Annotated in this window: 19 protein-coding genes and 3 pseudogenes; 13 read left to right on the top strand and 9 right to left on the bottom strand. The window is 57.5% G+C overall.

The window, feature by feature from the left end; all coding sequences use genetic code 11:
* Nucleotides 1–119: 119 nt before the first annotated feature.
* A complete protein-coding gene (locus tag AC1DWG_RS19955; protein ID WP_477761924.1) occupies nt 120–1,019 on the top strand; it encodes a glycine betaine ABC transporter substrate-binding protein in 900 nt (299 codons plus the stop codon).
* A gap of 237 nt (nt 1,020–1,256) precedes the next feature.
* On the top strand, nt 1,257–2,246 hold the full coding sequence (locus tag AC1DWG_RS19950) for an isopenicillin N synthase family dioxygenase (protein WP_477788246.1): 990 nt from the start codon (nt 1,257–1,259) through the stop codon (nt 2,244–2,246).
* Between the two features lie 108 nt (nt 2,247–2,354).
* Here the strand turns inward: AC1DWG_RS19950 and AC1DWG_RS19945 are convergent.
* Nucleotides 2,355–2,492: pseudogene (locus AC1DWG_RS19945) on the bottom strand (MFS transporter); the annotation flags it as partial.
* A gap of 18 nt (nt 2,493–2,510) precedes the next feature.
* On the opposite strand from AC1DWG_RS19945, the pseudogene AC1DWG_RS19940 reads away from it, so the two are divergent.
* From AC1DWG_RS19940 to AC1DWG_RS19920, 5 genes and pseudogenes are all read left to right on the top strand, one after another.
* Nucleotides 2,511–2,822, top strand: a pseudogene (locus AC1DWG_RS19940) (helix-turn-helix domain-containing protein); the annotation flags it as partial.
* 730 nt (nt 2,823–3,552) lie between these two features.
* Nucleotides 3,553–4,065 carry a formaldehyde-activating enzyme gene (fae, locus tag AC1DWG_RS19935; RefSeq protein ID WP_477788245.1) on the top strand — a complete coding sequence of 171 codons (513 nt, stop codon included), beginning with the start codon at nt 3,553–3,555 and terminating at the stop codon, nt 4,063–4,065.
* A 10-nt stretch (nt 4,066–4,075) separates the two neighbouring features.
* Nucleotides 4,076–5,110, top strand: a complete 1,035-nt coding sequence (locus AC1DWG_RS19930; RefSeq protein ID WP_477788244.1) for an aldo/keto reductase — start codon at nt 4,076–4,078, stop codon at nt 5,108–5,110.
* Nucleotides 5,107–6,540 carry an NAD-dependent succinate-semialdehyde dehydrogenase gene (locus tag AC1DWG_RS19925; RefSeq protein ID WP_477788243.1) on the top strand — a complete coding sequence of 478 codons (1,434 nt, stop codon included), beginning with the start codon at nt 5,107–5,109 and terminating at the stop codon, nt 6,538–6,540. The genes AC1DWG_RS19930 and AC1DWG_RS19925 overlap by 4 nt, the downstream gene beginning before the upstream one ends.
* Nucleotides 6,541–6,640: 100 nt before the next feature.
* Nucleotides 6,641–8,005 (top strand): MFS transporter, encoded by a 1,365-nt coding sequence (locus AC1DWG_RS19920; RefSeq protein WP_477761919.1) that lies wholly within the window; start codon nt 6,641–6,643, stop codon nt 8,003–8,005.
* Between the two features lie 123 nt (nt 8,006–8,128).
* Here AC1DWG_RS19920 and AC1DWG_RS19915 read toward each other — a convergent pair whose 3' ends face one another.
* From AC1DWG_RS19915 to AC1DWG_RS19900, 4 genes are all read right to left on the bottom strand, one after another.
* On the bottom strand, nt 8,129–9,004 hold the full coding sequence (locus tag AC1DWG_RS19915) for a LysR substrate-binding domain-containing protein (protein ID WP_477761918.1): 876 nt from the start codon (nt 9,002–9,004) through the stop codon (nt 8,129–8,131).
* Between the two features lie 638 nt (nt 9,005–9,642).
* Nucleotides 9,643–10,500: a glycine betaine ABC transporter substrate-binding protein gene (locus AC1DWG_RS19910; protein WP_477761917.1), complete on the bottom strand. Its 858-nt coding sequence runs from the start codon at nt 10,498–10,500 to the stop codon at nt 9,643–9,645.
* 270 nt (nt 10,501–10,770) lie between these two features.
* On the bottom strand, nt 10,771–12,000 hold the full coding sequence (locus AC1DWG_RS19905) for a M24 family metallopeptidase (RefSeq protein WP_477761916.1): 1,230 nt from the start codon (nt 11,998–12,000) through the stop codon (nt 10,771–10,773).
* Nucleotides 12,001–12,055: 55 nt separating this feature from the next.
* Nucleotides 12,056–12,937: a HalD/BesD family halogenase gene (locus AC1DWG_RS19900; RefSeq protein WP_477788242.1), complete on the bottom strand. Its 882-nt coding sequence runs from the start codon at nt 12,935–12,937 to the stop codon at nt 12,056–12,058.
* A gap of 116 nt (nt 12,938–13,053) precedes the next feature.
* On the opposite strand from AC1DWG_RS19900, the gene AC1DWG_RS19895 reads away from it, so the two are divergent.
* Nucleotides 13,054–13,968, top strand: a complete 915-nt coding sequence (locus tag AC1DWG_RS19895; RefSeq protein ID WP_477761914.1) for a LysR family transcriptional regulator — start codon at nt 13,054–13,056, stop codon at nt 13,966–13,968.
* Here the strand turns inward: AC1DWG_RS19895 and AC1DWG_RS19890 are convergent.
* Together AC1DWG_RS19890 and AC1DWG_RS19885 are read right to left on the bottom strand one after the other, a co-directional pair.
* Nucleotides 13,906–15,141 (bottom strand): MFS transporter, encoded by a 1,236-nt coding sequence (locus AC1DWG_RS19890; protein ID WP_477761913.1) that lies wholly within the window; start codon nt 15,139–15,141, stop codon nt 13,906–13,908. The two genes, AC1DWG_RS19895 and AC1DWG_RS19890, sit on opposite strands and share 63 nt — an antisense overlap.
* 534 nt (nt 15,142–15,675) lie before the next feature.
* The gene (locus AC1DWG_RS19885; protein WP_477762331.1) at nt 15,676–15,921 is read right to left on the bottom strand and encodes a helix-turn-helix domain-containing protein; all 246 of its coding nucleotides are present in this window, start codon (nt 15,919–15,921) and stop codon (nt 15,676–15,678) included.
* Here AC1DWG_RS19885 and AC1DWG_RS19880 point away from each other — a divergent pair.
* Nucleotides 15,841–16,188: pseudogene (locus AC1DWG_RS19880) on the top strand (methyl-accepting chemotaxis protein); the annotation flags it as partial. The gene AC1DWG_RS19885 and the pseudogene AC1DWG_RS19880 sit on opposite strands and share 81 nt — an antisense overlap.
* 299 nt (nt 16,189–16,487) lie before the next feature.
* Here AC1DWG_RS19880 and AC1DWG_RS19875 read toward each other — a convergent pair.
* A complete protein-coding gene (locus AC1DWG_RS19875; protein ID WP_477755868.1) occupies nt 16,488–17,402 on the bottom strand; it encodes a LysR family transcriptional regulator in 915 nt (304 codons plus the stop codon).
* 269 nt (nt 17,403–17,671) lie between these two features.
* Here AC1DWG_RS19875 and AC1DWG_RS19870 point away from each other — a divergent pair, with 269 nt between their 5' ends.
* The 4 genes from AC1DWG_RS19870 to pgm all read left to right on the top strand — a co-directional run bounded on the left by AC1DWG_RS19870 (nt 17,672) and on the right by pgm (nt 23,940).
* Nucleotides 17,672–18,694, top strand: a complete 1,023-nt coding sequence (locus tag AC1DWG_RS19870; RefSeq protein WP_477755869.1) for a zinc-dependent alcohol dehydrogenase family protein — start codon at nt 17,672–17,674, stop codon at nt 18,692–18,694.
* Between the two features lie 554 nt (nt 18,695–19,248).
* Nucleotides 19,249–20,739, top strand: coding sequence for a hypothetical protein (locus tag AC1DWG_RS19865; protein WP_477788241.1), 1,491 nt, complete (start codon nt 19,249–19,251; stop codon nt 20,737–20,739).
* A 40-nt stretch (nt 20,740–20,779) separates the two neighbouring features.
* Nucleotides 20,780–22,180: an aminotransferase-like domain-containing protein gene (locus AC1DWG_RS19860; protein ID WP_477761911.1), complete on the top strand. Its 1,401-nt coding sequence runs from the start codon at nt 20,780–20,782 to the stop codon at nt 22,178–22,180.
* A 113-nt stretch (nt 22,181–22,293) separates the two neighbouring features.
* A complete protein-coding gene (gene pgm / locus AC1DWG_RS19855; RefSeq protein ID WP_477761910.1) occupies nt 22,294–23,940 on the top strand; it encodes a phosphoglucomutase (alpha-D-glucose-1,6-bisphosphate-dependent) in 1,647 nt (548 codons plus the stop codon).
* A 161-nt stretch (nt 23,941–24,101) separates the two neighbouring features.
* Here pgm and AC1DWG_RS19850 read toward each other — a convergent pair whose 3' ends face one another.
* Entirely contained in the window at nt 24,102–24,797 is a 696-nt protein-coding gene (locus AC1DWG_RS19850; protein ID WP_477761909.1) for a pirin family protein, read from the bottom strand.
* Between the last annotated feature and the right edge of the window lie 9 nt (nt 24,798–24,806).

The following is a 24,806-nucleotide window of genomic DNA, read 5'->3' as shown; positions in this document are numbered from 1 at the left end:
CCGATCCATGAATGCGAGGGGACTATGAAAGTGCTCGTAGCGGTCTCGAAAAAGCATTGAGAGTGAGCTGATCATTCCATTACATAACGATGTGAGAAATACAGGACGCGGAGATGCACATGATTACGTTATCCAGTAAAACTTGTATCGGCTGGCTTGCAGGCTTGGTTATGGCATCCGGCAGCCTGATTGCCCAAGCCGAGGAGCCCGCGCCTATCCGTATCGGCTGGGTGAATTGGTCGGATACGGAAATCGCTGTAAAGCTGGCAGACACGGCACTGCGAGACCATCTGAAGCAACCGGTTAAATTGGTGTTGGCCGATATCGGTATTCAGTTCCAGGCGCTGGCTAACGGTAATATCGACCTGATTCCGATGGTTTGGCTGCCGAGCACTCACAAGTCCTTTTATGACAAATACCGCGACAATCTCGAAGACTTGGGTGTGCTGTATGAAGGTCGGATTGGCATGGCGGTGCCTACTTCCATTCCTGCCAGTGAAGTCGCCAGTGTCGAAGACCTTAACAAACCAGAGGTAAGGGAAAAGCTCGGCGGCAAGATCCTGACTTCCGAAGTGGGTAATGGTCAGTACAAACTTACGGAAAAGGCCATCAAAGAATATCGTCTCGATGGCTATAAGATGGTCGCTTCTTCAGAATCCGGAATGTTGAGCGAGTTGGACCGTAATCTGAAGCGTGACAAGTGGTCTTTGATCAACGCATGGAGTCCGCATTGGATGTTCTCCAAGTGGTCACTGCGTTATCTGGATGATCCGAAGCAAATTTTCGGTGGCGCTGAGCAAATCCACGCGGTTGCACGCAAAGGCTTTAGCGCGGAGCACCCCGATGTTGCTCGATTCTTCGCCAACTTCAAAATTCCTAAAGCTGACCTTGAAAAATTGATGGCTACTGCGCGTGATAGCTCGGCAGACCAGGTAGTTGCAGAATACTACGAAGCCAACAAGCCCCGCTTTGCAGCCATGTTTTACGGCACAACCGCTGCAACTACGGCGGGCCAGTAACGACTGCGCTTTCCTGTAACTATTTTGCAGTTTGGTGTCCTTGACGGTGAGTGAAGGGGGCCGGTTGCATCGAATGGGTGAAATATGTCGGTGACAACGCTAGGTATAAAACTGGATGGGGAAACGCGTGCCCTGTTGTCTTTTGAATCTGAATAGTGTTGCGCAGCGAGGTTGAAGAGGGCTTCGCCGTCTTTCTGAATCCGCTGCCTTAATGTAATTTTTAAAAGGAGAGCCTACGTGACAGCGTTATCTGATATTCGTTTAGCTAGCAAGCAAACAGCTTTTACTGAAATTCCAATCATAGATGTGTCGCCACTTGTCAACGGTAATAATCTACTGCAGGTGGCAAGCAAAATAGGTGATGCCTGCGAAAAAGTTGGTTTTTTCTATATTAAAAATCATGGCGTTGAGCAGCAGTTGATAGATGATATGTACGCGCTTTCCAAGGAGTTTTTTAAACTTCCATATGAGGAGAAAAACGAACTTAATGTCGTAAACTCCGGGCTGACGCTACGCGGCTATATACCGATGTATGCGGAAAACGTAGACCCTGCTAACACCCGCGACTTTAAAGAGTGCTTTGATTACGGAGCTCATTACGATGAGGTTTCTCCATTTTTTGGCCCTAATCAAATGCCTTCCGCACTGCCACAATTCGAGACGGTTGCCGACGCTTATCATTGCGCTGTATTGGCGCTCGCGAGAACGCTCATCGGCGGGATCGCGCTGAGTTTAGGTTTGCCGCAAGATTACTTTGAAAATCTTCAGCGTAAGCCCATCACTATTCAGCGAATTTTACGTTACCCGCCCCAGATTGGTAGGGTTTCCCAAGAGGAGATTGGTATTGGGGCTCACACGGACTACGGTTTCTTGACCGTCCTGTCCCAAGATGCAGTTGGCGGGTTGCAAGTCAGGAATCGTGCAGGGGAGTGGGTTACTGCGCCACCGGTTGAAGGCACGTTTATCGTCAATATTGGTGATTTAGTTCAAACCCTAACCAATGATCGCTACACATCGACAATGCATCGCGTCATAAATACTAGCGGCCTGGAACGTTATTCCATACCGTTCTTTATTGATTTGGATTTCGATGCGGTTGTTGAGCCTGTGTCAACCTGCGTGAGTGAGACTTTGCCTGCGAAGTATGAAGCGTACACGTGTGGCAAACACAAATTTAACCGATTTGTTGATAGCTATGCGCACCTGAAAGAAATCGAGAAGGCATGATCGTTCTTCTGGCTACGCAGATGCTAATTGGAAGTCAAAGTCGCCAGCCTGCGAACGAATGCCCCACCGGAACCACAAGAAACGCCTTGGCGTGTCTTGTGGTTTTTTTCAAGCGATGTCTACCGATGTAACAGGCTCCCGCGAGATTGCGCGTGCAGCCAGGAAGGCAAGAACAGCCGCCACTCCCAGCAACGCGGCGCTCAACTCGAAGGTCGCTCGATAGCCGCTCGAGTCAAACGCGATGCCGGTGCGCCGACGCGGGTCAAAGCCATCGATTGGCTGGAGTTGAATTACACCTCGGCCCTTCGCGTTGACGACCTTGCCGCCCGGGTGCAGATGAGCACGCCGACCTTCCACCACCATCTCCGCCAGCTCACCGCGATGAGCCCGTTGCAGTACCAGAAATGGCTACGGCTAAACGAGGCGAGGCGTTTAATGCTCAACGAGCATCAGGATGTATCCAGCGCGGCTTTCAGGGTCGGCTACGAAAGTCCGTCGCAGTTCAGCCGTGAATACAGTCGTCTGTTTGGAATACCGCCCAAACGAGATATTGCGGTGTTGCGAGGGGCAGGGTAGCGACATACAGCGGTCATTCAGAAATTGGCCGTTGGCAACCCTTTCAAAGACTTTCAGGGTCGCCAAAGAACATTTTGACTAGGCTCTAGCGAAGCGATTGAAGGCCGACTGAATTGAAATGTACCCCCAATTTTGCCCCCAGGCGCACACGATAAATGCGAAATCGTGATCCGGGATTTCTTACTAGCCTGCTTAGCCTTTTCTGCAGCCCACGCTCCTTTTCGTCCTCTCCTGACGCTACTGAGGAGTCTGAGACCAATCTTTTGCGTATAAAAAACTGCTGGCAGCTTAACCTCAGGTCGCTTAAGTCTTCTGGCGTGCCTGAGTAGTCAGGCTTGGGTTGCATCGGGATCGCTTAGCTGCCGGGAATCAGACTGCGCAGGTCGTAGCCATCATGAACAATCCATTCCAAGGCGGGGACGCGTTCTACCAAGCAGGACTGGTCGGCGAACAATTTGTCTTACAGTACCGCGCGGGATTTTATTGGGTATGAGGAGAACTCATATCCCCATGACTTTTAATGGTTACAGCCCCTCCAGCTCCCGATGTTAAAAAATCGCAAACACAGCTCATCAACAACAAAAAGAGCGTTTGCAATCATGACTAAGCCCCACTGCCTCGTCCTCGCTAGCCTAGTGCTGCGCTCTTCGTACTCCGACGTTTGCCACCCGATCTTCACGATCCGCGTGCGCTTCTGATCACCCAAAAAATCCAAAAAGAGTAACGACTCATGAAAGAACTCGACCTGTACATCGGTGAAGGTTTCGAAGGCCCTGGCGTGAATGCCGCGCACATCAACATCTTGATCGGGCCGCGCAACGGTCCGGCGGGACAGGCGTTTGCCAACAGCCTGGCGTCGCCGAGCCAGGGGCATTGCCCGTTTATGGTGATCGCCCAACCGAACATTCCGGTCAAGCCGATGACGCTCTACGTCAACAAGGCCGCGATCAGCAGCGACCTGCACGGCAACGCCACCTGGGGCGCGTCCCAGGCCGGGATTGCCAAGGCTGTGTTGGAGGCCCTGCTGGACGGCACCTTGCCGCCGGAAGCAGAAGACGAGTGGGCCATCGTCACCGCCAACTGGGTCAACCCGGCCTGTGATGACCTGGATTCGGTGTACCTGAATAACTACAACGCCTGCCGAACTGCGATCCGCGCCGCCCTGACCGGCAAGCCGGAAACCGCGCAACTGGCGGATGTGGTCAATCACATCAGCAACCCTTTCTACACGCCAAAAGCCTGAGGTCCGCGCCATGCAATACATTCGTTTGGGCAACTCCGGCCTGCAAGTCTCCCGCCTGTGCCTGGGCACCATGAACATGGGCACCCCGGACTGGAAACCGTGGATTTTCGATGAAAAACAAAGCGAGCCAATCGTCGCTCACGCCCTCGATAAGGGGGTGAATTTCATCGACCTGGCGGACTTCTATTCCGCCGGCGCCGGCGAGGAAGTAGTGGGGCGCATTGTCAAGCGCCTGGCTCGTCGCGAAGACCTGGTGATCACCACCAAGGTCGGCTACGGCACCCGCAACGGCATCAACGCCAGCGGTCATTCGCGCAAGCACATCATGGACAGCATCGACGCTTCGCTGAAACGTCTAAACATGGATTACGTCGATGTGTTCATGCTGCATTACTTCGACGTGAATACCCCGGTCGAAGAAACCATGAGCGCCATGAATGACATCGTGCGTTCCGGCAAGGCCCGTTACATCGGCGTGTCGACCATGCTCACCGGGCAACTGGCGAAGATCCTCATGGCCTGCGAGCGCAATGGTTGGGTCAAGCCGATCAACATGCAGCTGCAACTGAACTGCGCCTACCGCGAAGAAGAGCGCGAGATGATTCCGTTCTGCCGCGACCAAGGCCTCGGCGTCTCGGTGTTCAGCCCGCTGGCTCGCGGCTTGCTGACCGGCGACGTGCAATCGACCCGCAACCAGACCGACTTTTTCACCCAGCAGATGTACAGCGATGAAGCCTCATTCGAGATCGCTCATTCGGTGCAACGCGTGGCTCGGGCCCGTGGCGTTTCGAATGCCCAGATCGCCCAAGCTTGGGTTGCGAACCATCCGGGCGTTGATTGCATGCTGGTCGGCGCCGACACCACTGCGCAGTTCGACAGTGCCTTGGCGGCGTTGGAGACCAAGCTCGATGGCGAAGAACTGCAGGAACTGGAACGCAACTACACCCCGTGCGACGTGATCAACGATTACACCGCCGGCAAACGCATCCTGCGCTCGGCTCGCCCGGCTCTGGAACGCTTCACTCTGACCGAGGCTGTGGCATGAGCACGCTGATCCGTAACGGCAATTTCATCGACGGCCAATGGTCGAGCGGTGGTACGACCTATCCGGTGTTGAACCCGGCCAATGGCGAAGTGATTGCCGACGTGCAAAAAGCTGGCGCTGAAGAAACCAATCTCGCCATCGTCGCGGCCAATCGCGCCTTGCCGGCCTGGCGAAAACTGACTGCCAAAGAGCGCAGTCAGCGCCTCAAGCGCTGGGGCGAACTGATGCTGAGCAACCAGAAAGATCTGGCCACTTTGCTCAGTCGCGAGCAGGGCAAACCGCTTGCCGAAGCCATGGGCGAAGTAGTCTATGCCGCAAGCTTTCTGGAGTGGTTCGCCGAAGAGGCCAAGCGCGCATACGGCGACGTGATCCCGAGCCATAAGGCAGATGCGCGGATCATCGTGGTCAAGGAAGCTATCGGCGTGGTTGCTGCGATTACCCCTTGGAACTTCCCGCTGGCGATGGTCACCCGCAAGGTCGGTCCGGCGCTGGCGGCTGGTTGCACAATGATTCTCAAACCGTCGGAGGAGACGCCGTTGTCAGCCTTCGCCTTGGCGGTGCTGGCCGAGCAGGCGGGCATTCCGGCCGGCGTGTTCAACGTTATCTCAGGTGACGCCGTAGCGATTGGCGGGGCGCTGCAAGCTAGCGGCATCGTGCGCAAACTTTCGTTCACAGGCTCTACCCGTACCGGCAAGTTACTGATGCGCCAAGCGGCGGATACGCTGAAGAAAGTCTCGCTGGAGCTGGGCGGCAACGCACCGTTCATTGTGTTTGACGATGCTGATCTGGACGCCGCCGTCAAAGGCGCGATGGCCTCGAAATTCCGCAACACCGGGCAGACCTGCGTCTGCGTAAACCGGTTCTTTATCCAGGACGGCGTCTACGAAGCTTTCACCGGAAAACTCGCCGAAGCGGTCGCCGCGATGCGCGTCGGCAGTGCGCTGGACGGTGAAACCGAGCAAGGTCCACTGATCAACGCGGCGGCGTTGGCCAAGGTTGAATTGCACGTGAGTGACGCCTTGGAGAAGGGTGCCACGTTGTTGTGCGGCGGTCGTCGTCATGCGCTGGGCGGCACCTTCTACGAGCCGACCATCCTCTGCGACGCCAACAGCGACATGCTGATCGCTCAGGATGAAACCTTCGGCCCGGTAGCCGCATGCTTCCGCTTCAAGGACGAAGCCGAAGTATTGCAACGGGCGAATGACACACCCTACGGATTGTCGGCGTACTTCTACAGCCGCGACATTGGCCGCGTCTGGCGCATGGCCGAGGGCCTGGAGGCCGGCATGGTCGGAATCAACGAAGGAATCATCTCCACGGAAGTCGCGCCGTTCGGCGGCATCAAGGAATCGGGGCTGGGTCGCGAAGGCTCCAGGTACGGTCTGGAAGACTACCTGGAAATCAAATACCTGCTGATGGGCGGCCTCTGACCCCCAACCGTAATCCCCGTGGGAGCGAGCGAACTCACTCCCACAGGTTCAAGCGCTGTCGATTTCATTTCTCCGTCAATAACAACAATTGGAGACGAACATGTCCGCTCAACCTATAAAGATCGATGACCTGCCCATCGGGCGCTTCCACCTAAAAATCGCAGGCCTCACGTTCGGCGCGCACTTCACCGACGGCTACATCCTCGGCCTGATCGGTATTGCTTTCACGTTACTCAGCCCGCAGATGCACCTCGATGTCTTCTGGCAAGGCCTGATCGGCGCTTCGGCACTGATTGGCCTGTTTCTTGGCAGCCTGTTCTTCGGCTGGATTTCCGACAAGGTCGGTCGGCAGAAAATCTTCCTGGTCAGTTTTGTCCTGATCACCATTGCTTCGGTCATGCAGTTCTACGCCGAAACTGCGATGCAGCTATTCCTCTGTAGGGTGATAATCGGCATCGGCCTGGGCGGCGACTTCAGCGTCGGCCACGCGATGCTCGCCGAGTTCTCACCGAAAAAACATCGCGGCGTATTGCTCGGTTCGTTTAGTGTCATCTGGACCTTCGGCTACGTCGCCGCGACCTTCGTCGGCACGGCGATGCTCGGTCTGGGGGATGACGCCTGGCGCTGGATGCTGGCCTCGTCTGCGATCCCGGCAGCGTTGATCCTGATCGCGCGGATCGGCACCCCTGAATCACCGCGCTGGTTGGTCAATCAGGGGCGGATCGCCGAAGCACGGGCGATTGTCAAAAAGCACCTGGGCGATAACGTCGAACTCGATGAAACCCGCTCCACCGAAACCCGTTCCGGCTACGCGGTGCTGTTCAGTCGTGAATACCGTAAACGCACTGCTTTCAACTGCCTGTTCTTCGTCTGCATCGTCATGCCGTACTTCGCTATCTACACCTTCCTGCCGTCGATCCTGCAGAAGATGGGCCTGGCGGAGGGCTTTGGCACCGAATTGATGCTCAACATGCTGCTGATCCTCGGCGCATTGATCGGCATCTGGTGCACGGTGAAGTTCTCGCGCCGAGGCTTCCTGATCAATTCGTTCATCATCCTCGCGGTAGCCTTGTTCCTACTGGCGGCATTGCCGGGCAGTGCGGCGTTCCTGATGGTGCTGGTGTTCGGCGTGTTCACGCTGGTGTTGTCGGCTGTGAGCAATCTGGTGGGCGTGTTCCCGGCCGAGAGCTTTCCGACCGAAGTGCGGGCCAGTGGGATTGGCCTTGCTACGGCTGTGAGTCGTTTGGGCTCTGCGGTCAGCACGTTCCTGTTGCCGGTGAGCGTGGCCGGTATCGGCTTGAGTCCGACCATGGGCATATTGGCGGCGATTCTGGCGTTGGGGGCGATCATTTCCTGGGCTTGGGCGCCGGAGACCAAATCCCTGACGCTGAGCCAGGCGTGCAAGGCGCAGAGTCCGGTGGAGAGCGGGGCGCCGGTGGCCGTCGAAGTCGCAGCACCGATCTGAATAACGGGCACATTTCCAATGTGGGAGCGAGTTTGCTCGCGAAGGCGTCAGGTCAGTCAATGGATAGGTGGCTGACACTCCGCTTTCGCGAGCAAGCCCGCTCCCATAGGGGATATCAGTGTTTCAAGGGTTACTGACCAACCCTAACCACTGAGTAAACAACTGCACCTTCGACAATCCCTGCTTATCATTCGCCACATCCAGCCAATAGCCATAAGGCCCGAGCACTTCCACCGTAGTGATCGGCAACAGGCTGCCATTCGCCAGTTCCTTTTCAATCATCTGTCGGTCAATCACCGCTAATCCCCCACCGGCCAGAGCAGTGTGAATCACTTGGTCCAGTGTGCTGAATTCCAGCCCGTGCCCGGCTTCGACATCTTCGCGGCCCATCGCCGCCAACCAGTTCTCCCACACCTTCAAGCGTTTGCCGTCATGCAGGATGTGCAGCAGTGGAAACTGGCGCAGATCCGGCGGCTGGCCATCGACGAACAACTCCGGGCTGGCCACTGCCATATGCCGTTCCATCACCAGCAACTGACTGCTGCAATGGTTGGCCGCTCCGAGGCCGAAGCGGATGTGGCAGTCTATTTCCGCGAGGTTGTCGTTACCGTTCTGTTGGGTCACGCTGAGGCTGATGTCCGGGTAGCGTTGGCAGAATGTGCGCAAGTGCGCCGACAACCAGCGCGTGGCCCAGGTCGGTGGAGCGACTATGCGCAGGCGTTGGCGCAGGTTGGGCACGCGCACCGCTTGCAGGGCGCGTTCAACGTGGTCGAAGGCGTCGCTCAGTTGTGGGGAGAGGGCGAGGCCGGTTTCGGTCAGCGACAGGCCTTGGGGCGTGCGGATGAATAGCGTCACACCGAGATAGTCTTCAAGCTGCTTGATCTGACGGCTGACCGCGCCTTGGGTAACGTTCAACCCCAAAGCCGCCTGGCTGAAACTGCGATGCCGCGCGACTTCTTCAAAGACGCGCAGCATGGTGAGCGAGGGCAGTTGACGCATGAAAAGGGTAACTCCATACCGGCCTTCGACGCGTTGGTGCGCGGGCAGGTTTATTGTTTTTGGTAAATATTCTATAGGGCGTATCTGACTCCTGTCTGAGGGGCTGATGCAAGTGGTGTTTGGGCTAAAAGTCTCGCGGGCAAGCCTCTTGCAGAGATCGCGCTTTCCCGTAGGACCGGCCGGACGGCGCTCCGCTTTAGCCGGTCATACAAGATCAAGCTTGCAGGCAGACATAGAATCTCCTACGGGGGGCCGGAGGGACACCAAACGATGCACCGGCAAGTGGCTGCGTGACCAAGTGAGTGGCTGGGCAAGCGTTTAATGTTTCGAACCACAGCGCAGAGCGTATGAGTGGGCAAACTTGAAACCTGCCGGTGGCGATAGTTCGCTGCCGCCCCATTGCGGTCCTTGGCGGAGGGCAGCTTTCTACCATCGATTTTTAAGGGGCGGCATGCTGTCTAATGCCCCCCATGCTGGTAGCAGAGTGTGGAAGGCTTGGCCGATAGGAAGCAACCCACAGCACTGGGGAAAACCTCATAGTAGGTGTCAGACTCCGCGGCTATCGAATGACGAAGTCGCTCAGATCCAGTGCTCATTCAGTTTCAAACGCGACTACGGGTTAATCGGTGGTGCTGATCCTAATTTATCCAGCTATTCACTAAAGCCCTATTGGCATCAATCCAGGCCTGTGCGCCTTTTTCAGGTGTGCTGCTGCCGTTCTCATTAATTGTCGCCATCAGCTCGCCGAGAGATTTCTCATCCATTTTCCACTTCTGCAACCAGCGCTCAGCTTCAGGATGGTCATCTTTGAATGACAAAGCGGCTATGCCATGGATAGCGTCAGTGGTGCCATAGGTTTTCTTAGGATCGTCAAGATAGCGAAGATCCTTTTTCGCCCAAACCCAGTGTGGTTTCCATAACGTGACCACAATTGGTTCTTTGCGCTTCACGGCACGATCCAATGATTGAAGCATCGCCGCTTCAGACGATTGGATTAGGGTATATTCTAACTTGTAATCATCCATGGCTTTATCTGTTAGGCCCATAATCCCGGAACCTGCATCAATGCCAAAAATAGAGGCCTTGCCGCGCCATGTAAACTCATCTTTGCGAGTATTCAATTCGTCGATGCTTTTGATGTCAACATAGTCAGGGACTGCCAATCCAAGATTTGCTTCACTTAGCCAGGGGCCGATCAGTTGGACTTTGTCTTTGATGCTCTGATAAGGAGCGCTGTCGGCTGATGGGAGCCATACCTCAAAAGTTACGTCAATTTTCCCGAGGGCCACAGAGTTGTAGAGAATGATCTTGGAGGCATTTTCAAGTTTTACGTTGTACCCTTTCTCCGCCATAAGAATTTTCCACATATTGGCCACAGCGATATTTTCCGCCCAGCTGTTAACGCCTATACTTATTGTTTTGGAGTCAGCTGCATATGATGCGGGATGAAAGCATATGCAAAGCCCAAGTAATATTCCTGTTAGTGCTTTTTTCATTTGGATTGCGCCTTTTCGAATAATGAAGCCACTAGTTATTCAAGCGATAGGGGTAAGCTTTCTGTGAGAGACCATGGTGTTAGAAAATTGCCGCCACGTTGGTTCATCTCATTTTTTGATGCGGACAGTTACCTAGTCAGCGTTTGCATCCATCGAAATCCTGGGTAAGCGGCCTGGAAGTTAACGCTCGTAAAGGCTGCTACAGCCTTGTGCATGGCTGTAGCAGGGTTATAAGCGGGCGTCGATTGAATCATTCCACGGCCGTGGTGCTCAGCGTGGCAGCAATCTTGGGTCGAATGGGTAGTCAGATAGCAATTCGATGCCGTGTTCGTGGATGTAAATCTGCTCTTCAAGCTTGACCCCTTCGCCGCCCGCATCGTGGCCAATGTAGCTTTCCACGCAGATGGTCATGCCGGCTTCGAACACCCCGTCGTAACCCAGCGCATCGATGTCTTCGCGGTGCACCACGTACGGGTATTCACCGGTCATGCCAACCCCATGGGCCAGGGCGAAATAGCGGTTGGCCTTGTAGTTGTCCGGGATGCGCCAGGCCAGCTCGGCGTATTCTTTGAAGCTTCGGCCGGCCTTGAGCATTTCCATGTTGGTCTGCACTTGCTCGTAGGCCAGTTTGTACAGCTCTTGTTGCTTGGCGGTGGCGGCTTGTTCGCCACAGAGGAACGTTCGCGAGAAGTCGGCGTAGTAGCCGAAACGCCCGACCACGTCGGTGTCCAGCGCCACCAGGTCACCGGCCTCTATGGGCCGGGTGCTGCATTCCTGGAACCATGGGTTGGTGCGTGGTCCGGAGGAAAGCAGGCGGGTTTCGACGTAGTCGCCGTCGGTGGCGATTACGTGCTGGTGCAGGTGCGACCACAGTTCGTTTTCGCTGATGCCCGGCACCAGCTTGCTTTCCATCAAGCGCACGCCGTCCTCGGTGGCACGCAGGCTGGCACGGATCATCTTCAGCTCGTTCGGCACCTTGATGCAGCGCGCGCGCTCCAATGGTTCCTGGGCGTCGAAAATCTGGTAGCCGAGTTTTTGCAGTTCAAACGCAGCGGCCGAGGTCGCGCTTTCGATGGCGATGCGTTTGTTGCCGCCACCGTGCTTGCGTACCAGTTCACCGATTTCAGCAGCCCATTCGGCGGTGACGTTATTGAGAAAGCTGTCGCAGAAGTAATAGGAGATGGCTTTGGCCGGGCGCACTTCATCGACGGTGTTGAGCTGTTCCGCCAAGTGCAGGCAGCCGCCGAATTCGAAGACCACCACCGGACCTTCTGCCGGGATGAAGGCGTAACGCGCCGGGTTGCGCGCCGAGTACACCTGCATATTGCGCGAACCGGTGGCGTAGCGCATATGCGTCGGGTCGAACAGCACGCACGCGGCGTAGTCGCGTTTTTTCAGTTCGTTGCGCACCCGTTGCAAACGGTCGAGCTGGATCTGCTGGATCTCGTCGTACGTCGGTTCGCAGTCGGCGGGTTCGCGGTTAGGGCCGGACAGACTCATGGGTGTTCCTCGCAGGGCAAATACGGTTGGTTTTTTTAAGTTTTTTTGGGATGGATCAATCGAGCAACTGGTCGCTGCGCACCAGGTTGCGTTCGGCTTGCAGGTGGGCTTCGGACAGGCGTCCGTAAAGCTGTTTGGTACGCTGGGCACGGCCAATGATTCCGGGCTTTTCGGAGTAGGCGAAGATCGCGGTGTTGCGCTCGGTCGCCCCCTCGACGAGGGTTACCCGGTGCACCGAAAAGCGGCCCTTGAAAATCTGCAAGTCGCCGGGGTTGAGTTCCAGTTCCTGCACGCGACTGAGGTCGTCGCCGCGCACCACGTTGCCGACGGCACCGAGGTTTTCCTGAGTGCGGGTGCGGATCATCGGCGCGTACTCGAACAGACCGCCAGCCTCGGGCTTCTGGGTCATCATGCTGACGATGAATTCGTTGGTATCGAAGTGCCAAGGCTGCTCGGTGCCTTGGGGCATTACGTTGATCACCAGGCCGGCGAACGGGTCGGCGTATTCGAAAATCTCCGGCTCGTTGAGGCAGGCACCGATAAAGCGCTTCATCATCGGCGAGACGTACAGGCGATGAATGATCGCGTCCGGGGCAATCATGTCCCGGGTGACGAAACCACTGGTGCGCTCCATAAATGTGCGGCGCGGGTCATCCTGGGGCAGGGCGGGGTCGTCTTCAGTGAAGTAGGCGTTGACCTTGCGCACCGAATAAAAAGTCTTGCCCGACAGTGCCTGACCTTCGGCGCGGGCCTGTTCCAGCGCCTCGGGCCGCAAGAAATTCCTCAGCAGGCAGCAACCGTCCTCGGCGAGTTCGGCACGGGCGTGTTCGATCAGCGCCTGCAACCGGACATGGCCCGAATCATGTATGGGGTACAACTCGGTATTAATAATGTCGCTGATATCGCCCACTTCGGCGTCGGCAAGTTGAAGGCTCATGCAAGTCTCCTGGAACTATCAATTAACAGTTTTTGGCGTTGAATCGATAGTTACTTAAAGAGGTACGAAGTGGAAATTACAAGTTGTGATCGAATCCATCGGCAGGGGCGATAGTTATGTCAGGCGAACTGGATGGGACCTTACTTAAAGTGTTTGTTGCGATTATCGAGTGCCACGGATTTTCTGCGGCGGCCGAGCGTCTGCACAAAACCCAATCGACCATTAGCCAGAGTTTGCAGCGCCTGGAAGAGATCGTCGGCACGCCGTTGGTCCAGCGCACCAGTCGCTCGGTGAGCCTGACACCCGGTGGCGAGACATTTCTGATCTATGCGCGGCAGATCCTCAAGCTGCACGCAGATGCGATCAACGCCGTGCAACCGCCCGACGAGCAGGTTTGCATTCACGTTGGCATGCCCGAGGACTATGCACAGTTTTGCCTGGCCGGGGTATTGCGCGACTTTCAGGCACAGTTCCCGCAGATTCGGCCGGATATTTGTTGCGAGATGTCGACGGCGCTGGTCAGCCGTTTGCAGCGAGGTGAACTGGATCTGGTGTTGGGTGTGCAACACGCCAATCTGCAACCGGGTGAATACCTGTGCGATGAGCCGCTGGTGTGGGTGGCAGCTGAAGGTTGGCGCGCGGGTTCGGATGCATCGATACCATTGGCGGTGTATGCCGAGGGGTGTGCGTTTCGCGCTAACGCGGTGCGCGCGCTGGCCGAGGCCGGGCTGCCTTGGCATGTGGTTTACACCAGCCAGAGCCCGCGCGGCATCGGGATTGCCATTGAGCAGGGGCAGTCGGTCGGTGTCACGGCGCGGCGTCTGGTCCCGGCAGGTTGGCAGGTTCTGGATGAGGCCCAGGGCTTTCCGCCGATTGAGCCGGCGCGGTTGATGTTTTGGCGTTCCACCCAATGCGAGGCTCTGGCGGTGGACGCCTTGGTGGACATTCTTTCGCGCCAGTTGGGCCGTTCAGAGTGGTTGACCGAGAGCAGGCTCGCGACGTTGACGACGGGCCATCAGCCCCAGCAATAGCAGGCTCGCCGTCACCCAGCAGGCGATCCAGCCGTGCACCAGTGCAAACTGTCCGGTGGCTTGCAGCAGCCAGCCGCACAGCCAATTGGCGGTGGCGCTGCCCAGGCCATAACCGACCATGCTCAGGCTCACCACTTGCAGGCTTTGCACCGGGCTCAATCTAGCGCTGAGGTAGGCGGCCATCAAGCCCCAGACCGGGAAGTAGAACAGCGCGAACAGTCCGGCGGCCAGCCAGGTCAGGCTAAGGCTTGGTCGCCAAAGCAGGCCGAGCATCGCCAGGCCAAACGCGCAGATGCTCAACGCCATCACCTTTAATGCGCCCCAACGATCGGCCAGCGAACCCAGCAGTAAACCGCCGACCACTCCGCCGATCCCGATCAGCGTCCAAAGCGAACCGGTGATCTGCGCGTTGGCACCCAGTCGTTCGCTGGCGAACGCGGAGAGGAAGTTCAGGAAAGGGCCGCTGATCCCGCCGATAAAGGCGCTGAGCAGCAGTACATGCAGCGCGACCGGATGCTCAAGGCACAGGTGCAGCCATTGCCTCAACACCCGGCGCAATGAAGGCGCGCTGCCTGGTTTGAGGCTGTGTCCTTTAGCGAGAGGGGCTAAGGCCCAGAAGGTCAGCAGGGTGGCGATCAACGTTAGCCCGGCGCAAATCAGCCAGAAGTGCGTCAACGAAATACCGTGCAGCAGGGCGATCAACACGCCGTTAAGGCAGATCGCAAACGCCGCCCCCGAAGACGCCAACCCCAACACTCGACTGCGGTGGGACGCCGGGATCACTTCGCTGGCCAATGCAGCAATGGCGTTCCAGTTCGACACCGCGCAGGCCGAAACCAGCGCCAGGCACAGCGCAAACGGCAGCACCCACGGCGTGGCAACTGCCAAGGCCAAGAGCGCCGGGCTCAGGGCCATCGTCAGCCGCACCATATTGCGTGGGCTGATCCACGCCGCCGCGATGCCGCTGACAATCGACGCACCCATGTAGAAAAGCTGCAACAACGCCGCGATGAACGCGGCCTGGCTGTAGTTCAGCTCGAACTGTTGACGGATCTCGGGTAATAACGCCGAGTAAAGGAAAATACTGAAGCCGTGGGTGGTGGCATTACAGGCGGTGAAGATAAGAGCCAATACGCCAATACTTCTTGCGGGTGAACTTGCAGTGTTTTGCATGTACTCGGCTCGGTCGGATTAATTGCAACAGGATGGGGCGAACTTGTAAGGTTTGCCCCATATAAGTGCGTGTGTGAAGTTGTTTGATTGAAATCAGACTAACTTCCATATGAAAAGAAAACAGCCAGTGCTTAATAGTCATGAGTGTGCTGCGAAATACGCATGCTATTTATGCGTAAGCGACAGTGACTGAGCTGAAACCGACGCACTTTGAATATTGCCGATTACCTGCGGCGACGGATCTTGCTCACTGGCCACAGGGGGTGATGCTGGCTCAAGAAAATCGTCCTGCACCACACAAATAATGCATGTTGCTCAGGAGCTTTTCTACGGGTCGTGGGATGCGAGGCTGTCGTCAGAACTTGCGCGAGTACTGTAAAGGGCAGTGCGATCAGGTATTGAGTACGGGGATACCTGCACGCTCGAAAATTGCATCCTGGAAGTTATCCGATTCTGGCAGGAGGGCCGACGGGTGTGGATTCGCCCACTGTCTGGTCAGTAACATCAGTGAATGCATCGGGGTATGTGAACGCTTTACGAGCCAACCTCCCGTGTAGCTGGGGGAGCTGGATAATTACTCGCCGTGATAAATGAGCTAATTCTCTCGTGCTGATCTCTGAGTTTTTGTAGATCCAGAATTGTGACGGCGCTGTATCCAAAAACTAATAAGCCTTCGGCCTCCCAAATTTTCAGCTGGCGGTTGACGCTCTGACGAGAAACCTCGCCCGCCGCACCCGGGAGGTCATGCAGCAGATGCAAGGTAGCCTGCAGGTGTCCCACGCCAGTGTGGAACGCATCCAGCAGGCGCGTGACAGCTTCGACAAGATCCGTGGTTCGGTGGACTCTAACCGCGACCAGAATACCCAGATCGCCACAGCCGCCGAGGTGCAGCACCATGTCGCCGAAGGGATCAATCGCCACATCGCGCAGATCCATGCCGATGCCCAACTAGTCGAAGGCTTTGCCCAGTCCTCACACGCTGGCTCGGGTCGATTGATAGAAATTTCTGGTCAGCTCAAAGGCTTGGTTGGTCGTTTCAAATATTAGTATCCCAACTCGAGTGAAAACGGTGAGCTCTCACCGCTTTCACTCGGCCGATATACGCAGTTTTTACCGCTTCCACCGTTCCGCTGAAAGCCTCAGGCCGGTCTATCGAATAGCAGAGAGTCCGGTCGGAGCTATCCTCATCAATATCCTGTTTGGCTTTCGGCTGGGGGCATCCTTTCCAACCTATCCAAAGCATGCCCTCAAATATGCCCCCAACGTATTAATCCACTGGAAGTGAATGGAGCTCCATGGTTTGTGGAAAGGCAAAATGATCAAATGAACAGCCTGCCCGACAACGCCTAAAGACTCTCAGGGTCCCCAAAGAACATCTGAATCCGCGACCGCAACCAGCGCTCTCCCGGATCGTTATCCTGCGACCCGCGCCAGGCCATGTGCAACTCGAAACTGCGCACCGGCAACGGCGGATCTTCGGCCCGCACACCGCCGGCGGCAGTCAGCGCATCGGCCGTGTAGTCCGGCACCGTGGCCACGATGTCGGTGCCCGAGAGCAGGGTGCTCAACCCGTTGAACTGCGGCACGGCCAGCACCACATGACGTTTGCGCCCGAGCTTTTCCAGTTCTTCATCTATAAAACCGCTGAGGTCGCCGGCGAACGACACCAGTGCATGGGGGCGAGCGCAGTAATCATCCAGGCTCAACGGCCCTGGCACGGTGTCGGCGCGCAACAGCTTCGGCTGGCTGCGGCGCAGTACTTTACGCTTGGCGTTGGCCGGCAGGTCGGTGGTGTAACTGACACCGATGGATATCTCACCGGATGCCAGCAACCCCGGCATCAGGATGTAGTTGACCCTGCGCACCACCAGCACAATCCCCGGCGATTCGGCACGCAGGCGCTTGAGCAGCATTGGCAGCAAGGCGAACTCGACGTCGTCCGAAAGGCCGATGCGGAACACGGCGGTACTTGTGGCAGGATCGAACTCGGCCGCACGGCTGACGGCGGTGGAAATCGAATCCAGTGCCGGCGAGAGCAGGGCGAAGATCTCTACCGCCCTGGCGGACGGCTCCATGCTGCGGCCGGTACGCACAAACAATGGGTCATCGAACAAGCCGCGCAGGCGCGAGAGCGCCGCACTGATGGCTGGCTGGCCGAGGAACAGTTTTTCCGCAGCACGGGTCACGCTGCGCTCGTGCATCAATGTTTCGAAAACGATCAACAGGTTCAGGTCGACACGACGCAGGTCATTACGATTCATCTGGAGTCCTGGCAGGGTCAGCAAACTTGACGTGGGCAGCCATATGAGAACAATGGCCAGCAGGAATATTACGGGGAAAGGCTGGTACTCTGCACCGGGTAATTCAGATTTCCTGCAAAGGCGGCTCCAGTTTCCTACGACATTTCACGATATTGTCGCCGCCGCGGAATCAATGACAGGCATGTCGACTATTAATAGCCACAGATAGTGTTGGGTTGAAAGCCCAGCTAGAGTTCAAGGCATTAGAGGTTCAATTGGCGAGGTTTGCGATGTCCCGCACGATCCGTTTTCACAAGTTTGGTCCAGCCGAGGTGCTCAAATGCGAAGAGCATGCGGCGGCTCTGCCTGCACCGGGCGAAGTGCAGGTGCGCGTCGAAGCGATCGGCATCAGCTGGTATGACATTCTTTGGCGCCAGAACCTGGCCTCGTCCCACGCTCGTCTGCCTTCAGGCCTTGGTCATGAAATGGCCGGTATCGTCACCGCCGTCGGCGATGGCGTGGAAGACCTGGCCGTCGGTGACAAGGTTGCCAGTTTCCCGGCCGAAAGCCCGAACGATTACCCGGTCTACGGCGAGCAGATCGTTCTGCCGCGCTCGGCACTGACCCGCTACCCGGATGTGCTCAGCCCGATTGAAGCCAGCGTGCACTACACGCCGTTGTTGATTGCCTATTTCGCTTATGCGGATCTGGCACGGGTCAAACCCGGGCAGTTTGCCCTGGTGACCGACGCCAGTCATTGCGCCGGACCTTCGTTCGTACAACTGGGCAAGGCCCTGGGTGTTCGAGTGATCGCCGCGACCAAGTCAGCAGAGGAACGTGAGTATCTGCTGTCACTGGGTGCCGAGAAAGTCATCGTCACCGAGGAAGAAGATCTGCTGATACGAATCAACAAGATCACCGATAACCGCGGCGTGGATGTGGTATTCGATGGTTTGGGCGGTCCGCAGATGTCGTTGCTTGGCGATGTGTTGGCGCCTCGCGGCAGCCTGGTGCTGTACGGCCTGCAAGGCGGCAACCAGACGCCTTTCCCGGCCTGCGCAGCGTTCCAGAAGAACATTCAGTTCTTCGTACACTGCATCGGCAACTTCACTGGCAAGCCGGAACTGGGCATCACCCAGGACCAGGTCGCACTGCAACGTGCCTTGCGCGACATCAATCAGCTGACCGCCGACCGCGTTCTGCTGCCGCTCAAAACTCGGGTCTTCCCGTTTGCCGAGTTTGTCGAAGCACACCGCTACATGGACGAATGCCCGTGTCGCGAAAGGGTCGCGCTGCAGGTCGATCCGGCATAACAACCGCCGCAATAGCCCACCCAAGAGTCCGTGCCCACGCGGACTCTTTCGTTTCAGTCCCCCGAAATCCTTCGATCCGCAGGCCGGTCCAGCAACTGAACTGGTTTTTGCTCGTAATCTGTAGCTTCTAATCAGCCACTAAGCCCTGATAATTGAATGATTACTTTCATCTCAAGGAATGAGTCATGGCTGGGTGTCAGGCTGAAACTTTTCAATGTGCGCCGTCGGTGCACCGCTCCAAACTAGAGTGTTGTTGTGTAGTTGCCAAAAATATAGCGACAACTTCCTTCTTTATTTCTTGTATTAAATGTCTGTGGGATATTGTCGGAAGTTTCCTAGGACTGCGATTCAAGTCGAGCAAACCCTTGCCAGTCGGGCGCTACAGCTTCGCCTGCGTCGTTAAACCGAGGGGGCGCTACGAACGTTTCAAATGATCACCAGAAAATTCAAGTGCTAGCATTTGGCAATAAAGTCCATGACTCCATTCGCGCAGACAGTGCAACGGGATTTGCTGTCTGCGCGATGTTGAACTTACGAGTATCAGGTAAATAAAGATGACCAGCATCCATGACCAAGCGATGAACCATGTCTATCAACAAGTGCTGCAGCGATTGCTGGGTTTTTTCTCCCGTGCCGAACGCACTGCTTTGCAATTGTTGATTCAGCGTCTGACGGTAGCGGCGGGGGGCATGGAGCGCATTGGCGATTACAAGGTGTTGGCGATCCAGTCCGGGGGCCGTGACAACTGCTACACCCTGGCGCTGTTGCGTGCTGCGCAGTTGACCATTGCCACTCGGTCGCCAGCGACATTCCAGTTGCGCATCGCCTCGTTACGGTTGAACGGGGCAAGCGGCGCGGCGGTGGAAAACATGCACCGAACCAACAGCGCATTGTTTGTCTATGACGATCCCCGGGTCGAGGTGTTGATGGTCGATGATCGGGAAGTCTTGCCGTTCAACCACCTGGCGCCGATCTCCGACGCCGGTCGCGAGTCCAGTCGCCTGAACCTGCTGCTGATCGGCCATCGTCGGGAGTGGCGTGGCGGGTTGGACCTGTGGGATGACGGTTATCTGGCCACGGGAGAGTTCTACGGGCAAATCGCCCGCTGGGACGGTGGTGTCGACGCGTTGCTCATCAGTGACACGCCGCGTCAACAGAAGCAGTTCATCGACGGTTTGAAGCGTGCCGCCACCAAGGCAGGGCTCAAGCCTTCGCCCACGGGTGAGGTCGATTATGCGGGGCTGTTCGCATTGCTCGATGAACTGGGCAGCGACTGTTATCACGCGTTCTACGCGGATTACAGCCAGGCCCGGTGGCGTCCACAAGAGCGCTTCGAGACCTGTCGTCGTACGGCCTGCATCGACATCCACGACCTGCTGGTCAGCAACCTGGAAGAACGCTGGCCATTGCTGACTGAGTTTCTCCGGTTCCAGCCTGACGAACTGTCTGCGCAGATCAGCGACAACGAATTCGTCAGCCCGTCGATCTCGGCGCACGTCAGGGGGTTGCAAGCGTGCTACGTGCATGGCCGCAATTACGAGTTCGGCATTACGCAATACCTGCAACGCGCTTTGGTGATGATGCGCCGCAAGCGCTTGCCCGAGCGTTTGTGCGAGCAGGCCATCGAGGTCTTCGGTAACCCGGCGACACTGACCGAGCAGCGCGCCCGAGCGGCGGCCGAAGCGCAAAAGAACCTGAGCCTGAGCGAAGCACAGCTGGTGTGCCTGCTTTTTTCACCTTTCACCGAAAAAGGTGCGGGGCTCGAGCATTTCCTGCGTCAGTGCCATCCGGGCATGCTGGTGGCCATGCCCGAGCTGCACAAGGCCATGCAGGGGCACCCGGTCGGCGAACAGATCATGCAGTGGATGATTGATGTCAGCGGATTGCCCGTCAGCCTGATTGGCCAGCTTTACCGCATGGAGTGGACACCCGCAGGCGCTGGCGGGGTGGCTGAAGCAATCATTCAAAGGGCCGCGTCGCAAAATACGCTGGGCGATCCTGATGCCGACAGTACGTGGGTGGATGAATGGTCAGCGGGCCACTGAACGTGGGCGGGTTTTCAGCCAGTGCGGTTGGCCTTCGCCCATGAAAGGTCCACGAGAAACGGATTTCGCCTATCAGGCGGTTTATCGATACCTGGTCAGCCTGATCAACGAATCTGAAGGGGATTCGCCCATCCGCCTGCCGTCGCTGCGGCATCTGGCGGAGCGTCTCAATGTGTCGATCTCGACCATTCAGTACGCCTATTCGCTGCTGGAGAAAGAAGGGCGCGTCTATTCGGTGGCCAAGTCCGGTTACTACGCATTGCCAGTGTCCTCGATCAACCTGCAAGACAGCGGCAGCGATCTGCTGGAAGCCGTCTACGTCAATGCCAGGCGCCCGGGGATGCTGGTCTTGAGCGCCGATGAACCGGCGTTGCTGCAGCCGCTGGACAGTCCTTTGTTGCTGTTGGAGCGAGAGTTGCTGCGCCAGTATCCCCGCCAGCCGCAGTCGCCTTCGCAACCCTGCGGCGAGCTCGAATTGCGCACCGCCCTGGCTGCGCGCTACACCACGTCTCCAATGCGTTACTGGCACGCCGATGATGTCTACATCGGCGCAGACCTTCGCGGTGTACTGGAAATCCTGATCGCCGTGCTGGGCTTGAAAGATGCCACCGTGGTGGTCGAATCGCCGTGCGACTGGACGATCCTGCGTTTGTTTCAAGCCGCCTGCGTGCGGGTGATTGAACTGCCCGTGCAGGCCGATGGCTGCCTGGATCCGGAACGGCTCAACATGCTGCTGGATACCGAACCGGTCAGGCTGGTGATGCTTTCATCGGCCCTGAATATGCCCCGCGGCAGCCTGGCGCCTGACGAAAACAGGCAGGCCATTGCCCGGCTTTTGGCCGCGCATGACAGCTGGGTGCTGGAAAACGACTGTTATGGCGAACTCGGATTCGACCTTGGCGGCGTGCGCTTTCGCGACTTGCTGGACCCTGAACGGCTGATGGTGTTTTCCACGTTCGAGAAAGTCATCGGGCCTGAAGCGCCCTATGGTTACCTGCTTTCAAGGCATTTGAGCGTTGAGCTGCAACGGCACTTTCTGCTGCGTTCGTTCCGTCTCTCGCCGATTCGCCAGAAAGCCATCGCCCGTTTGTACAGTAGCGGTCGCATCGATCAGCATCTGCTGGTGCTGCGACGGCTACTCAAGGAGCGCAAGAGTCAAATGACCCAGTTGTTGCAGGAGCGATTGGGTGATGCCTTGCATTTCGTCGAGCCGCAAGGCGGTGCAACGATCTGGGTGCGCTCGTTGCGTCGGGTCAACGTACGTCGTGTGTTCCAGCGCCTGCTGGTGCATCAAGTGGTCATCGCGCCGGGGGAACTGTTCAGCCTCCACGGTCTGCACGGGCAGCATTTGCGCTTGAGTCATACGTTCGGCGGCGATCACAACCTGGCGGCCGCACTGGGACTGCTGGGGGATGCGCTGCGCCTGGAATCGATCGAGTGAGCGAGACAAAAAATAACAACCTGCGCTGTGTTGGATCGATCCCATCGCCTTGCGGTCCAACTGCCAGTAAACTGCGCCCCAATTCCTGAACCACTCTATTCCAGAGGTTTTGCATGACACTCAGTCCTTTTGCGGGTAAACCGGCACCGGCAGCATTGTTGGTCGACATCCCGCGACTGGTAACGGCCTATTACACCGGCCAGCCGGATGCCGCGATTTCGACCCAGCGCGTTGCCTTCGGCACGTCCGGGCATCGGGGCAGTTCGTTCGACTTGAGTTTCAACGAATGGCACGTGCTGGCGATCAGCCAGGCGATCTGCCTGTATCGCGAAGCTCAAGGCATCGATGGTCCGCTGTTTGTCGGCATCGACACCCACGCGCTGTCCACACCGGCCGGCGCCAGCGCCCTCGAAGTGCTGGCGGCCAACGGCGTGACCGTGATGATCGCCGAAGGTGACGAGTACACGCCGACGCCGGCCATTTCCCATGCGATTCTCTGCTACAACCGTGGTCGCACCACCGGCCTGGCGGACGGCATTGTCATCACGCCGTCCCACAACCCGCCGCAAAGCGGTGGCTACAAGTACAACCCAACCAACGGTGGTCCGGCCGATACCCACATCACCAAGTGGATCGAAGCCAAGGCCAACGAGCTGCTGGCCAACAAGCTCGCTGGCGTCAAGCGCATCAGCTACGAGCAGGCGCTGAAGGCCAGCACCACCTATCGTCACGATTACCTCAACACCTATGTCGCCGACCTGATCAACGTGATCGACTTCGACGCCATCCGCGATGCCAAGCTGCGCCTGGGCGTCGATCCGTTGGGTGGAGCGGGGGTGCACTACTGGTCGGCGATTGCCGAGCATTACCGTCTGGACCTGGAAGTGGTGAACAAAGAGGTCGACCCGACCTTCCGTTTCATGACCGTCGACTGGGACGGCCAGATCCGCATGGACCCATCGTCCAGCCACGCCATGCAAGGCCTGATCGGCCTGAAAGAACGCTTTGACGTGGCATTTGCCTGCGATCCGGACCACGACCGCCATGGCATCGTCACGCCGTCCGGTGGTTTGCTGGCGCCGAACAACTACCTCGCCGTTGCCATCGACTACCTGTTCCAGAACCGTCCGCAATGGCGCGCCGATGCGGCCGTGGGTAAAACCGTGGTCAGCAGTGGCTTGATCGACCGCGTGGCCAAGCGCCTGGGTCGCCGCCTGTACGAAGTGCCGGTTGGCTTCAAATGGTTTGCCGACGGCCTGTTCGATGGATCCCTCGGTTTCGGCGGTGAAGAAAGCGCCGGTGCCTCGTTCCTGCGCAAGGACGGCAGCGTCTGGAGCACCGACAAGGACGGTTTGATTCCGGCCCTGCTGGCCGCCGAGATGACGGCCCGGACCGGTCGCGACCCGAGCCAGGCGTATCGTGCCTTGACCGACGAACTGGGTGAGCCGTTCTCGGTACGGGTCGATGCCAAGGCCAATCCGGAGCAGAAAGCGCTGTTGAGCAAGCTGTCGCCGCAACAGGTCACCTCGACCCAATTGGCCGGCGAGCCGATCCAGAGCATCCTCAGCCACGCACCGGGCAATGACCAGGCCATTGGCGGTCTCAAGGTCATGACCGAGAACGGCTGGTTCGCGGCGCGTCCGTCGGGCACGGAAGACATCTACAAGATCTACGCCGAAAGCTTTGTCAGCGACGACCACCTCAAGCAACTGGTGGCCGAGGCGCAAACGCTGGTGGATGGTGCTATTTCCTCGAATTGATTGAAGGCCCCTTCGCTGCGATGCGGCGACCCGACAAGCCAGCTCCTACAAGGATTGTGCTGACCCTGTAGGAGCTGGCTTGCCAGCGAAGACATTTGTACAGGCACCAAAAAAATGGGGCGACCACTATGGCCGCCCCATTTTATTTACTATCTGCCCGATCAAGCCAGATCCACCAAAACGATCTCACTGTCCTCGATGGCCGTCACCCGTAAAACCGGCTCATCGGCAATGGCTACACCATCTCGAGCTTGTGCACGCAACCCATTGACTTCAATGACCCCGGTGGCCGGCACCAGGTAAGCACGACGACCGTTGTCCAAATGGTATTCGGCAGACTCGCCGGCCTTCAGATTGGCCGCTACCAGCCGGGCATCTGCGCGGATGCGCAAACTCTGGTCGTCGCCTTCTTTGCCGCTGGCCAGGGTGACAAAGCCTTCGCGGTTGCCTTTCGGGAACGGCTTGGCGCCCCAGGAAGGGGCCAGGCCGGACTCGTTCGGGATGATCCAGATCTGGAAAATCCTGGTCGGCGTCGCTTCCAGGTTGTACTCGCTGTGGGCGATCCCGGTGCCTGCACTCATGACCTGGACGTCGCCCGCTTCGGTGCGCCCCTTGTTGCCAAGGTTGTCCTGGTGGGTGATGGCGCCTTCGCGGACATAGGTGATGATTTCCATGTCCCGGTGCGGGTGTTGCGGGAAACCGGTGCCGGGGGCGATCACGTCGTCATTCCAGACCCGCAGGTTGCCCCAGTTCATGCGCTTGGGATCGTAGTACTCGGCGAACGAAAAATGATGGTGAGCATCCAGCCAGCCGTGGTGAGCGCCGCCGAGCGAGTTGAAAGGTCTGAGTTCAAGCATGATCGTCTC

Source organism: Pseudomonas sp. P4_B3 (genome assembly GCF_056402295.1).
Note: the sequence above shows the minus strand (reverse complement) of the source record. Positions and strands in the feature narration are given on the sequence as shown.

Excerpts from the sequence above, each read along its gene's own strand:
- AC1DWG_RS19955 (WP_477761924.1), top strand. The coding sequence starts at position 120 with ATGATTACGTTATCCAGTAAAACTTGTATCGGCTGGCTTGCAGGCTTG.
- fae (WP_477788245.1), top strand. The coding sequence starts at position 3,553 with ATGAAAGAACTCGACCTGTACATCGGTGAAGGTTTCGAAGGCCCTGGC.
- AC1DWG_RS19930 (WP_477788244.1), top strand. The coding sequence starts at position 4,076 with ATGCAATACATTCGTTTGGGCAACTCCGGCCTGCAAGTCTCCCGCCTG.
- AC1DWG_RS19925 (WP_477788243.1), top strand. The coding sequence starts at position 5,107 with ATGAGCACGCTGATCCGTAACGGCAATTTCATCGACGGCCAATGGTCG.
- AC1DWG_RS19920 (WP_477761919.1), top strand. The coding sequence starts at position 6,641 with ATGTCCGCTCAACCTATAAAGATCGATGACCTGCCCATCGGGCGCTTC.
- AC1DWG_RS19915 (WP_477761918.1), bottom strand. The coding sequence starts at position 9,004 with ATGCGTCAACTGCCCTCGCTCACCATGCTGCGCGTCTTTGAAGAAGTC.
- AC1DWG_RS19910 (WP_477761917.1), bottom strand. The coding sequence starts at position 10,500 with ATGAAAAAAGCACTAACAGGAATATTACTTGGGCTTTGCATATGCTTT.
- AC1DWG_RS19905 (WP_477761916.1), bottom strand. The coding sequence starts at position 12,000 with ATGAGTCTGTCCGGCCCTAACCGCGAACCCGCCGACTGCGAACCGACG.
- AC1DWG_RS19900 (WP_477788242.1), bottom strand. The coding sequence starts at position 12,937 with ATGAGCCTTCAACTTGCCGACGCCGAAGTGGGCGATATCAGCGACATT.
- AC1DWG_RS19895 (WP_477761914.1), top strand. The coding sequence starts at position 13,054 with ATGTCAGGCGAACTGGATGGGACCTTACTTAAAGTGTTTGTTGCGATT.
- AC1DWG_RS19890 (WP_477761913.1), bottom strand. The coding sequence starts at position 15,141 with ATGCAAAACACTGCAAGTTCACCCGCAAGAAGTATTGGCGTATTGGCT.
- AC1DWG_RS19875 (WP_477755868.1), bottom strand. The coding sequence starts at position 17,402 with ATGAATCGTAATGACCTGCGTCGTGTCGACCTGAACCTGTTGATCGTT.
- AC1DWG_RS19870 (WP_477755869.1), top strand. The coding sequence starts at position 17,672 with ATGTCCCGCACGATCCGTTTTCACAAGTTTGGTCCAGCCGAGGTGCTC.
- AC1DWG_RS19865 (WP_477788241.1), top strand. The coding sequence starts at position 19,249 with ATGACCAGCATCCATGACCAAGCGATGAACCATGTCTATCAACAAGTG.
- AC1DWG_RS19860 (WP_477761911.1), top strand. The coding sequence starts at position 20,780 with ATGAAAGGTCCACGAGAAACGGATTTCGCCTATCAGGCGGTTTATCGA.
- pgm (WP_477761910.1), top strand. The coding sequence starts at position 22,294 with ATGACACTCAGTCCTTTTGCGGGTAAACCGGCACCGGCAGCATTGTTG.
- AC1DWG_RS19850 (WP_477761909.1), bottom strand. The coding sequence starts at position 24,797 with ATGCTTGAACTCAGACCTTTCAACTCGCTCGGCGGCGCTCACCACGGC.